The sequence below is a fragment of the Idiomarina sp. PL1-037 genome, from assembly GCF_034422975.1.
Classification (GTDB): domain Bacteria; phylum Pseudomonadota; class Gammaproteobacteria; order Enterobacterales; family Alteromonadaceae; genus Idiomarina.
The window spans coordinates 1-11,721 of record NZ_CP139873.1 but is presented as its reverse complement, the minus strand read 5'-3'; the positions used below and the strand labels follow the sequence as shown (position 1 = coordinate 11,721).

Sequence of the window (11,721 nt, the reverse complement as noted above, 5' to 3'; positions counted from 1 at the left end):
ATTCGGAGGTTTTATGCAGACAAAGCTTCAGACTCTTATTCAGCAAGGGCTTGTTTGGCATGGTCAGGTTACCGACAGTCAGGCAGCTACCTTAAGCTCTGGTTTTTCGTCGTTAGATACTGCGCTGGGCGGTGGCTGGCAATACCCGGGGTTGCATGAGTGGCAGTTGCAAACCTCGTTTTCCGAGCAGGCACTATTGTTGCCATTAATACAGCATGCGGTGCAACAAAAGCAGTCGGTGTTCTGGGTAAACCCTCCGGCCTGGTTATCGGCTGCTGGCTTACACCATTATGGGCTTAATGAGTCTATGCAGGTGGTTATTCAGACCAATGCAGAGAAAGCCGCCTGGGCGTTTGAGCAGATATTGCAGACAAAAAATGCGCTGGCGTTAGGTTGGTTTGCGCAAAAAGAAACGACAGCTAAATCTGTTCGGCGTTGGTATAAAGCGGCCCAAACCGGGCAAATGGGCGTGGTATTGAGCGAACCTGCTTTAAATGAAGAAGCGCGGGCTTATTCGAACCGCGTACGGTTAAAGCTTGATGAAGCGGGAGTTACGCTCGACATACTAAAACGCAAAGTTGGCTGGCCACTGGAAAGCGTTGTTCTGAACTAATGTGGTTATATTGTCATTTTTCCCAATTGCTACTGGATAACCGGGGGCGCTTACAGCCTGACAGCAACACCCAGCCGTTGGCACTTTACCAGTTACAGGGTAACCAGTCGGTTATAGTGCAGTGCAACACCCTGGCTCGGGAGGCTGGGGTAAAACCCTCTATCCAGACGGTTATGGCAATATCGCTTTGTGAGCAACTGCAACTCGTTGAATATATTCCGGAGCGGGAACAGCAGGTATTGCAGCAATTAGCCACCCGACTTTACCAGTGGGCAGCTAAGTTAGTTCTGTATCCACCCAAAGGTCTGGTAATTGAGTTGAGTAGTCTGGTGCAGCTGTATGGCGGGATGAGTGCGGCATTTAATACTCTATCCCGCGAGGTTCATGCGCTGCCAATTAAGGCTCAGTTGGCAGTCGCGGATAACCCCTTAGCAGCTCGGTTATTAGCGGAATATGATTGCCCGGTTTCGTTAAACCCCCAAGAGTCCGCACAACTGCTGGCTCAGCTACCGATTAGTGCTGCCGGTTTAGGAACAAAAATACAGAAGCATTGTAAAGCCGCCGGTTTTCGTCAGTTGGGAGAGCTCATACAGTTATCGGGAGATGAAGTCGGCCGGCAGTTGGGCCTGGAAACACAGTTATATCTGGAGCAGCTTCAGGGTCGCCAGCAGCAAAGTTATCATTTTTTCACGCCACCGGAAAGGTTCCGACAAAGCCTGGATCTGGTCACAGAAATTCCTCACTGGCAAGGCTTGCTGTTTCCGTTAAAGCGCTTGTTTGGTGAGCTGGAAGACTTTCTCTACCAGCGACAAAAGATAACCCAGCAGGTCAGTATTGAACTGCATCACCGATATGAGTCTCCTTCTGTTGTTCCCGTCGCTTTAGCTGAACCCGGCTGGCGGGGGCAGAGCTTTTTGTCGTTACTGCAGTTGAAAATGGAGTCCATACCTTTACCGGAAGCGGTTATAGAAATTACGCTGGTGGCCAATGAACTATTGCCGTCTGAACAGCACAACAGTCACTTTTTTGGAGGGGAGCAACACCGGCATGAAACACTGCAGCTCATTGGCCGGTTACAGGCGAAGCTCGGCAACAATGCCGTGTTCTCGCCGGCTATTAATGATGACCCACGTCCAGGTCATAACGAATTTCGACGCCCCGCAGGGGAAAAGTCCCAAGTGTTATCTGCGGCGCCTAAGCGGCCTCTTTGGCTGTTACAGCCTCCACAGCTAACTTCAATCGATTTATGGCAGCTATGGCACGGGCCGGAACGCAAAGTCTGTGGCTGGTGGGACGCCGGCGACATAGCCCGCGATTACTGGATTGCCCGGGACAAATTTCAGCGTGTGGGCTGGCTCTATTTTGAGTCCGGACAGTGGTATTTACATGGCTGGTTCAGCTGATATGCCTAAAGGTTCCAGTACAGCGTCCTTTGCTGAGCTACACAGCTTAAGCCACTACAGCTTTTTGCGTTCGGCCGCTTCGCCGGAAGAGCTAGTGATGCGCGCAGATGAGTTAGGCTATAACGCCATAGCAATAACTGACGAATGCTCTGTGGCAGGTATTGTAAAAGCCTATCAGGAGTCAAAAACGCGGGATATAAAACTCATTGTAGGTAGTGAATTCAGGGTGGCTGAAGTGGGTACACTGGTTGTGTTGGCGCCAACCAGAGAGGCTTACGCGGAGCTTTGTAAAAAAATCACACTGTTTCGTAGTCGCAGTGAAAAAGGCCATTATCAGGCCAACATCGATGATTTTTTCGAAGGATTCTCTCAGTGTCTTTTATTGTGGCAGCCGGACTTTTCTCAGGCCCAGCTTCTGGCTATTGGTGAAAAGTTGAAGTTGGTATGGCAGCAGCGGTTTTGGTTACTATACGAGCGGCACTATCAGGCTGACGACGAAAGAGCTTTTCAGGCTATGGTTGAGCTACAACAGGCCGTTAAAGTGAAAGTCGCCTGCGCTGGTGGCGTTCGCATGGCAACCACTGAACAACAGCCGCTGTATGATATTCTGAACGCGATCCAACATGGTGGCTCTTTAGCGCATCACCCCGGCTTAGCCAGTAACAACGCGGAGCATCATCTACGAAGCCTGAGTGAGTTGCAACAGTGCTACCCGCAAAAGTGGCTAGGCGAAACACTGGCTATTGCTCAGCGGTGTCAGTTTTGTCTATCTGAACTTCGTTACGAATATCCGGCTGAACTGGTTCCTGAAGGCATGAGTGCCTCCGGCTACTTAAAGCAGTTAACTGAGCAAGGTGCTCGCTGGCGTTATCCGCAAGGTGTGCCCGAGTCGGTAAAAGCACTTTACTTAAAAGAACTTAGCCTGATAAAAGAGCAAAGCTACGAGCCTTTCTTTTTAACCATTCATGACTTAGTTTGTTTTGCCCGTGAGCAAGGGATCTTATTTCAAGGACGTGGTTCAGCAGCAAATTCGGTGGTTTGTTATTGTCTGGGCATTACCGCGGTTAATCCGGCGCAGATTCAGGTGTTGTTTGAACGTTTTATTTCTAAGGAACGGAACGAGCCACCGGATATTGATGTGGATTTTGAGCACGAGCGCCGAGAAGAAGTCATTCAGTACATTTACCGCAAATACGGTCGGCAGCGCGCAGCGTTGGCTGCAACGGTGATCACCTACCGTTTTAAAAGTGCTTTTCGCGATGTTGGCAAAGCTCTGGGTTTTAGTGAACAGCAAATGCAGTATTTCCGCCGCAATTTAGACCGGCGGGACAAAGAGCAAAGCTGGCAGCAACAGCTAGCACAGCAGCACTCCGAAATCACAAATTCGTTAAGGGGTCAGCACCTTTTACGGTTCACTGAGCAATTGATGGGTACTCCCCGGCATTTGTCGCAGCATGTCGGTGGTTTTGTTATTGCTGCCGATGACTTGTCACGGCTGGTTCCGGTAGAAAATGCCTCAATGACGGACCGAACGGTTATTCAGTGGGACAAGACGGATCTCGAAAGCCTGGGCTTATTAAAAGTGGACGTGCTGGCGCTGGGTATGCTGACGGCCTTACGAAAAATGCTGGCGCTTATCAATTCGCGCTATGGCCAGCAACTGACCATGGCAACCATTCCGCAGGAGGATAGTCGGGTTTATCAGCAGCTACAAGCCGCTGACTCTATGGGGATTTTTCAAATAGAGTCGCGTGCGCAAATGAATATGTTGCCGCGATTAAAACCCAAAACTTTCTATGATCTGGTTATTCAGATTGCGATAGTCCGGCCCGGCCCCATACAAGGCGACATGGTACATCCCTTTTTACGTCGTCGTGCAGGTCTGGAAGAAGTTGATTACCCTAGTGACGAAGTAAAGTTGGTATTAAAAAGAACACTGGGCGTACCTATTTTTCAGGAGCAGGTTATTAAGCTGGCTATGGTCGCGGCTGGCTTTAGCGGTGGCGAGGCGGACCAGCTTCGTCGGGCTATGGCGTCGTGGGGGCAAAACGGGCATTTAACCCGTTTTGAAGACAAGCTTATTAACGGCATGCTGGAGCGGGGTTATAAACAGGAGTTTGCCGAACGGTTGTTCCGGCAAATTTGTGGTTTTGGACAATATGGTTTTCCTGAGTCGCATTCTGCCAGCTTTGCCAATCTGGCTTATGCGTCGTCCTGGTTTAAGACCTACCACCCGGCTGCTTTTTATGTGGGCTTGCTGAATAGTTTACCTATGGGGTTTTACTCGGCATCGCAGTTGGTACAGGACGCACAACGCCACGACGTAAAGTTTTTAGCCGCGGATATTAACGACAGCGACTGGGACTATTATTGGTTACCTAAAGAAGATACGAAGTCCAATGAGACTGTACGAATGGGCTTACGGCAAATTCAGGGCTTATCTGAAAGCAGAATAAAGCATACGTTGGCGCAAAGGCCGGAGGACGGTTTCACTAGCATGCATGAGTTGCGACAAAGTGGATTGCGGGACTCCGATATCAACGCCCTCGCCCGCGCCGATGCGTTAAAGAGTGTTGCTGGGCATCGGCATCAGGCACATTGGCAAAGCTTGTCTATAAGTGATCAGCAAATGCCGTTGTTTGAGCATGTTAAGGATCGCCCTGCCCGCCAACTGCCAGCGCCTGATGAGCCGGACAACATAAAAGCAGATTATGAATCTACCGGGTTGACCTTAGGCCGCCACCCATTAGCTTTACTGAGAAATAACTCCGAATTAAAAAACTGCGTAATGGCTCGCGACCTCATAACCTGTCGCTCAGGGCAAGTACTGACTCTGGCCGGCTTAGTCACCTGCCGGCAAAGGCCCGGCACCCGTAGCGGCGTCACTTTTTTAACTTTGGAAGATGAAAGTGGAAACAGTAATGTGGTGGTCTGGGCGAATACTGCCCGCCAATTTCGACAATGCTTCCTGACCAGCAACCTGCTTTGGGTAAAAGGCATTGTCGAAATTCACGACGGTGTGGTGCATGTTATTGCAGGCCGGTTAAAAGATTTATCTGGCCTGTTAAGTTTCTCTCGACTGGAAAGCCGTCGTTTTCACTAAGCTTCCATTAACTTAAGAAACTGGACTCACCTGTAAAAGGTAGTCGTCTTTCAAATCAACGTAGTTTTGTGCCGATTGGCTTAAAAAGCTCGTTTCACCACTATTAAGGCGTCTTTTCTTTTCAACCGGGCTGCCGACATATAAGTAGCCACTTTCTAAGCGTTTGCCCGGAGGAACCAGACTACCGGCTCCAATAATGACATCATCTTCTATTACGACATCATCCATTATAACGGCTGACATGCCTACTAATATGCGGTTACCCAGTTTGCAGCCATGCAACATGCAATGGTGCCCTACGGTAACTTCGTCCCCAATAACTAAGGGATGTCCATCAGGGTTGGCGTTGGATTTACGCGTAACATGAAGAACGGTTCCATCCTGAATGTTGCTGCGTTTACCAATAGTAATGCGGTTAACATCGCCTCTTGCTGCGACCATAGGCCATACGCTGCTGTCATCGCCTATTGTAATATTACCGACAATGACCGAGCTGGGGTCCAGGTAAACGCGTTCACCGATAACTGGTTCATATTCACAGTAACTACGGATATCTGCCATAAGTGTGCTCCTGAGTTAAAAGCTGTTACAACCTTTATAGCAGATAGCGGGGAATAGGTCATGTCTGGCCTAAGTTTGGCGAGAAAAGCAGCGTGTTGCTGAAACTTTACGCAGTCAGTAAAAAAACAGTTAGAAAGGTGATAAAAGCGCTTGACGGGACGAGTTAAATCTCTAAAATGCGCTCCACGTTCAAGGCAGGCAACGAAGCCGCCGAAAACCTAAGTTTTCTAAAAAATCTTTTTTCAAAAAAGTATTGACGGAAAACACACGGTGTGTAGAATACGCACCTCTCGCAGCCAAGGTTGCTGAGAAACGCTCTTTAACAATTATATCAAGCCAAGCAAACTGTGTGGGCACTTGCAGAAGTTAAGCAAACAGAAATATTTGTATTGCAACTTTTGAATGAGTGTTCAGCAAGGTTTCATTAATGAAGCTAAGCAAAAACGCGTAATTCATTGAGTTGATTGAACTACTTTTAATTGAAGAGTTTGATCATGGCTCAGATTGAACGCTGGCGGCAGGCCTAACACATGCAAGTCGAGCGGTAACAGAGAGAAGCTTGCTTCTCTGCTGACGAGCGGCGGACGGGTGAGTAATACTTGGGAATTTGCCTTTAGGCGGGGGACAACCACGGGAAACTGTGGCTAATACCGCATAATGTCTACGGACCAAAGTGGGGGACCTTCGGGCCTCACACCTAAAGATGAGCCCAAGCGGGATTAGCTAGTTGGTGGGGTAAAGGCTCACCAAGGCGACGATCCCTAGCTGTTCTGAGAGGATGATCAGCCACACTGGGACTGAGACACGGCCCAGACTCCTACGGGAGGCAGCAGTGGGGAATATTGCACAATGGGGGAAACCCTGATGCAGCCATGCCGCGTGTGTGAAGAAGGCCTTCGGGTTGTAAAGCACTTTCAGCGACGAGGAAGGGTGTTGTGTTAATAGCGCAGCACATTGACGTTAGTCGCAGAAGAAGCACCGGCTAACTCCGTGCCAGCAGCCGCGGTAATACGGAGGGTGCAAGCGTTAATCGGAATTACTGGGCGTAAAGCGTACGTAGGCGGCGTGTTAAGCAAGATGTGAAAGCCCCGGGCTCAACCTGGGAATTGCATTTTGAACTGGCATGCTAGAGTCCTGAAGAGGGTGGTAGAATTTCCAGTGTAGCGGTGAAATGCGTAGATATTGGAAGGAATACCGGTGGCGAAGGCGGCCACCTGGTCAGAGACTGACGCTGAGGTACGAAAGCGTGGGGAGCAAACAGGATTAGATACCCTGGTAGTCCACGCCGTAAACGATGTCAACTAGTTGTTCGTGTCATTAAGACGTGAGTAACGCAGCTAACGCACTAAGTTGACCGCCTGGGGAGTACGGCCGCAAGGTTAAAACTCAAATGAATTGACGGGGGCCCGCACAAGCGGTGGAGCATGTGGTTTAATTCGATGCAACGCGAAGAACCTTACCATCCCTTGACATCCAGTGAATTTTCCAGAGATGGATTAGTGCCTTCGGGAACACTGAGACAGGTGCTGCATGGCTGTCGTCAGCTCGTGTTGTGAGATGTTGGGTTAAGTCCCGCAACGAGCGCAACCCTTATCCTTAGTTGCCAGCACGTAATGGTGGGAACTCTGGGGAGACTGCCGGTGATAAACCGGAGGAAGGTGGGGACGACGTCAAGTCATCATGGCCCTTACGGGATGGGCTACACACGTGCTACAATGGCGCATACAAAGGGCAGCAAGCCAGCGATGGTTAGCGAATCTCATAAAGTGCGTCGTAGTCCGGATTGGAGTCTGCAACTCGACTCCATGAAGTCGGAATCGCTAGTAATCGTGGATCAGAATGCCACGGTGAATACGTTCCCGGGCCTTGTACACACCGCCCGTCACACCATGGGAGTGGGCTGCACCAGAAGTGGTTAGTTTAACCTTCGGGAGAACGATCACCACGGTGTGGTTCATGACTGGGGTGAAGTCGTAACAAGGTAGCCGTAGGGGAACCTGCGGCTGGATCACCTCCTTACAACTATGCTTATCTTTTGTGTACACAAAAAGTTGCGTCCTGCATTTTTTTGTATACCTCACATCCGTGTGAGTAAGTGTCCACACAGTTTGCAGGCTTGATATAAATAGAGAAGAAACTGGGTCTGTAGCTCAGCTGGTTAGAGCGCACCCCTGATAAGGGTGAGGTCGGCAGTTCAAGTCTGCCCAGACCCACCAAATTTGAACGATGGCTGCGTTGTTCGGGTATACGCATACTGATGTATGCTTCACACCCTATCGCCTTGCCCTCCTTCAAATTCCCTTGTCAGGGTTGCGGTGATGCTGAAAAGAGGGTTTCCCCGATGTCAGCACGCGCAGCATGAAGCTTCGAGAGCAAGGCGCACGTTGAGTGATTGAAGGAGCATGCCTCGATGGTATGTGACTGATTGAACGAATCGCGCAACGCAGCTATCGAAACTTCAGGCAAGCATTCGGGGCCATAGCTCAGCTGGGAGAGCGCCTGCCTTGCACGCAGGAGGTCAGCGGTTCGATCCCGCTTGGCTCCACCATTTCTTCTCTTCGTAACCGTTAGCGTTAAGTGTTCTTAAACAAGAATATTTACCGGTAACTAAGCGTTACGTGCTCTTTAACAACATGAAAAGCTGATTGTAATATTAAAAGTAAGAAATGCCACTCTACTTGAACAAACTGATTTGGTAGAGGCGTATCGAACTTGTGTACAGCGAGAACAAACAATCTTGGTCACGTATGCCAGACACCTTCGGGTTGTATGGTTAAGTGACTAAGCGTACACGGTGGATGCCTAGGCAGTTGGAGGCGATGAAGGACGTACTAACTTGCGATAAGCCATGATAAGCCAGTAAGAGGCACTTGAGTCATGGATTTCCGAATGGGGAAACCCACTCTGTTTACAGAGTATCCGGCACTGAATCAATAGGTGCCAGGAAGCGAACCCGGAGAACTGAAACATCTAAGTACCCGGAGGAAAAGAAATCAACCGAGATTTCCCCAGTAGCGGCGAGCGAACGGGAAGCAGCCCTTAAGCTTAACTTGTGCTAACAGAATCCGATGGGAAGCGGAGCCACAGACGGTGAGAGCCCGGTATGTGAAGGTGCATGATAAGTGAAATCGAGTAGGTCGGGACACGTGATATCCTGACTGAATATGGGGGGACCATCCTCCAAGGCTAAATACTCCCAACTGACCGATAGTGAACCAGTACCGTGAGGGAAAGGCGAAAAGAACCCCGGCGAGGGGAGTGAAACAGAACCTGAAACCGTGTACGTACAAGCAGTAGGAGCGGACTTGTTCCGTGACTGCGTACCTTTTGTATAATGGGTCAGCGACTTATATTCTGTAGCAAGGTTAACCGTATAGGGAAGCCGTAGGGAAACCGAGTCTTAACTGGGCGTTGAGTTGCAGGGTATAGACCCGAAACCGGGCGATCTAACCATGAGCAGGTTGAAGATTGAGTAACATCAATTGGAGGACCGAACCCACTTATGTTGAAAAATGAGGGGATGACTTGTGGCTAGGAGTGAAAGGCTAATCAAGCCCGGAGATAGCTGGTTCTCCCCGAAATCTATTTAGGTAGAGCCTCGGACGAATACCATTGGGGGTAGAGCACTGTTTGGGCTAGGGGGTCATCCCGACTTACCAACCCCATGCAAACTCCGAATACCAATGAGTAGTATCCGGGAGACACACGGCGGGTGCTAACGTCCGTCGTGAAGAGGGAAACAACCCAGACCGCCAGCTAAGGTCCCGAAGTTATGGCTCAGTGGGAAACGATGTGGGAAGGCAGAGACAGCTAGGAGGTTGGCTTAGAAGCAGCCATCCTTTAAAGAAAGCGTAATAGCTCACTAGTCGAGTCGGCCTGCGCGGAAGATGTAACGGGGCTAAGCCATACACCGAAGCTGCGGCTGCATGATTTATCATGCGGGGTAGGGGAGCGTTCTGTAAGTGGGCGAAGGTGGTTCGAGAGGACTGCTGGACATATCAGAAGTGCGAATGCTGACATGAGTAACGATAATGGGAGTGAAAAACTCCCACGCCAGAAGACCAAGGTTTCCTATCCCATGCTAATCAGGGTAGGGTAAGTCGGCCCCTAAGGCGAGGCGGAAACGCGTAGTCGATGGAAAACAGGTCAATATTCCTGTACCGATGTTCATTGCGATGGGGGGACGGAGAAGGCTAGGTGAGCCGGGCGTTGGTAGTCCCGGTGAAAGTGCGTAGGCTGAGGGTTTAGGTAAATCCGGACCCTTAAGGCCGAGACACGAGACGAGCACCCAAGGGTGCGAAGTTATTGATGCCATGCTTCCGGGAAAAGCCTCTAAGCTTCAGATGAACATTGACCGTACCCCAAACCGACACAGGTGGTCAGGTAGAGAATACTAAGGCGCTTGAGAGAACTCGGGTGAAGGAACTAGGCAAAATAGTACCGTAACTTCGGGAGAAGGTACGCCACTGGCGGTAATTGACTTCGCGTCAAGAGCTGCTGGTGGCCGCAGTGACCAGGTGGCTGGGACTGTTTATTAAAAACACAGCACTGTGCTAACACGAAAGTGGACGTATACGGTGTGACACCTGCCCGGTGCCGGAAGGTTAATTGATGGGGTTAGTTTTCGGACGAAGCTCTTGATCGAAGCCCCGGTAAACGGCGGCCGTAACTATAACGGTCCTAAGGTAGCGAAATTCCTTGTCGGGTAAGTTCCGACCTGCACGAATGGTGTAACCATGGCCACGCTGTCTCCACCCGAGACTCAGTGAAATTGAAATCGCAGTGAAGATGCTGTGTACCCGCGGCTAGACGGAAAGACCCCGTGAACCTTTACTACAGCTTGGCACTGAACATTGAACCTACATGTGTAGGATAGGTGGGAGGCTTTGAAGCACTGGCGCCAGTTGGTGTGGAGCCATCCTTGAAATACCACCCTTGTATGTTTGATGTTCTAACATTGGCCCCTTATCGGGGTTGTGGACAGTGCCTGGTGGGTAGTTTGACTGGGGCGGTCTCCTCCCAAAGAGTAACGGAGGAGCACGAAGGTTGGCTAAGTACGGTCGGACATCGTACGGTTAGTGCAATGGCAGAAGCCAGCTTAACTGCGAGACAGACACGTCGAGCAGATACGAAAGTAGGTCATAGTGATCCGGTGGTTCTGAATGGAAGGGCCATCGCTCAACGGATAAAAGGTACTCCGGGGATAACAGGCTGATACCGCCCAAGAGTTCATATCGACGGCGGTGTTTGGCACCTCGATGTCGGCTCATCACATCCTGGGGCTGAAGTCGGTCCCAAGGGTATGGCTGTTCGCCATTTAAAGTGGTACGCGAGCTGGGTTTAGAACGTCGTGAGACAGTTCGGTCCCTATCTGCCGTGGGCGTTTGAGAGTTGAGAGGAGCTGCTCCTAGTACGAGAGGACCGGAGTGGACGAACCTCTGGTGTTCGGGTTGTCACGCCAGTGGCATTGCCCGGTAGCTACGTTCGGAATCGATAACCGCTGAAAGCATCTAAGCGGGAAGCGAGCCTCGAGATAAGCTGTCACTAGCACTTAGAGTGCTCTGAAGGGTTGTTGAAGACTACAACGTTGATAGGCGGGGTGTGGAAGCGTAGTAATGCGTTGAGCTAACCCGTACTAATTGCCCGTGAGACTTAACCATACAACACCGAAGTTGTTTGAAGCGTTACGCACAAGCGAGCGACTTTACCGAATCGAAATTAAGAGAGTGGCCTTACTTAAAAAGCAGTCAGTTTTTACATGTTGTGACAGTTTATGTCTGGCGGCCATAGCGGTGTGGCACCACCTGAATCCATTCCGAACTCAGAAGTGAAACACACCAGCGCCGATGGTAGTGTGGGGTCTCCCCATGCGAGAGTAGGTCACCGCCAGACTACAAATAGAGAACCCCAGCCCAACCGGCTGGGGTTTTTTTATTCCTGTTCCTCGGCCAGCTCTACCCTCAGGGTTGCTGTGAATAGCCAGCGCCCCTTACACAAAGTCTCTCAATACACCCCCCGAGCGCGTTGTTTATGACTATCTC

4 protein-coding genes, 2 tRNA genes and 3 rRNA genes are annotated in these 11,721 nt (G+C 50.4%); 8 read left to right on the top strand and 1 reads right to left on the bottom strand.

Annotated features, from left to right (window positions below):
* Window positions 1-13: 13 nt before the first annotated feature.
* The 3 genes from U0358_RS00045 to U0358_RS00035 are packed head-to-tail and all read left to right on the top strand — an operon-like array spanning window position 14 to window position 5,119.
* On the top strand, window positions 14-613 hold the full coding sequence (locus U0358_RS00045) for an ImuA family protein (protein WP_317498445.1): 600 nt from the start codon (window positions 14-16) through the stop codon (window positions 611-613).
* Window positions 613-2,016, top strand: coding sequence for a Y-family DNA polymerase (locus tag U0358_RS00040; protein WP_317498446.1), 1,404 nt, complete (start codon window positions 613-615; stop codon window positions 2,014-2,016). Before U0358_RS00045 ends, U0358_RS00040 begins: the two co-directional genes overlap by 1 nt.
* Window positions 2,000-5,119: an error-prone DNA polymerase gene (locus tag U0358_RS00035; protein ID WP_322406577.1), complete on the top strand. Its 3,120-nt coding sequence runs from the start codon at window positions 2,000-2,002 to the stop codon at window positions 5,117-5,119. Before U0358_RS00040 ends, U0358_RS00035 begins: the two co-directional genes overlap by 17 nt.
* Window positions 5,120-5,131: 12 nt before the next feature.
* On the opposite strand, the gene U0358_RS00030 is transcribed toward U0358_RS00035, so the two are convergent.
* Entirely contained in the window at window positions 5,132-5,680 is a 549-nt protein-coding gene (locus tag U0358_RS00030; protein ID WP_253617513.1) for a gamma carbonic anhydrase family protein, read from the bottom strand.
* Window positions 5,681-6,156: 476 nt separating this feature from the next.
* On the opposite strand from U0358_RS00030, the gene U0358_RS00025 reads away from it, so the two are divergent.
* The 5 genes from U0358_RS00025 (at window position 6,157) to rrf (ending at window position 11,572) form a co-directional block, all read left to right on the top strand.
* A 16S ribosomal RNA gene (locus U0358_RS00025) occupies window positions 6,157-7,699 on the top strand.
* 120 nt (window positions 7,700-7,819) lie between these two features.
* Window positions 7,820-7,896 (top strand) — tRNA-Ile (locus tag U0358_RS00020).
* 256 nt (window positions 7,897-8,152) lie between these two features.
* Window positions 8,153-8,228 (top strand) — tRNA-Ala (locus U0358_RS00015).
* A 223-nt stretch (window positions 8,229-8,451) separates the two neighbouring features.
* A 23S ribosomal RNA gene (locus U0358_RS00010) occupies window positions 8,452-11,340 on the top strand.
* A 116-nt stretch (window positions 11,341-11,456) separates the two neighbouring features.
* A 5S ribosomal RNA gene (rrf, locus tag U0358_RS00005) occupies window positions 11,457-11,572 on the top strand.
* The 16S, 23S and 5S rRNA genes sit together here with 2 tRNA genes alongside, the layout of an rRNA operon.
* Window positions 11,573-11,721: the final 149 nt, after the last annotated feature.

What these genes read in the sequence shown, in the direction of transcription:
- U0358_RS00045 (WP_317498445.1), top strand. Translation starts at nt 14, where the DNA reads ATGCAGACAAAGCTTCAGACTCTTATTCAGCAAGGGCTTGTTTGGCAT.
- U0358_RS00035 (WP_322406577.1), top strand. Translation starts at nt 2,000, where the DNA reads ATGGCTGGTTCAGCTGATATGCCTAAAGGTTCCAGTACAGCGTCCTTT.
- U0358_RS00040 (WP_317498446.1), top strand. Translation starts at nt 613, where the DNA reads ATGTGGTTATATTGTCATTTTTCCCAATTGCTACTGGATAACCGGGGG.
- U0358_RS00030 (WP_253617513.1), bottom strand. Translation starts at nt 5,680, where the DNA reads ATGGCAGATATCCGTAGTTACTGTGAATATGAACCAGTTATCGGTGAA.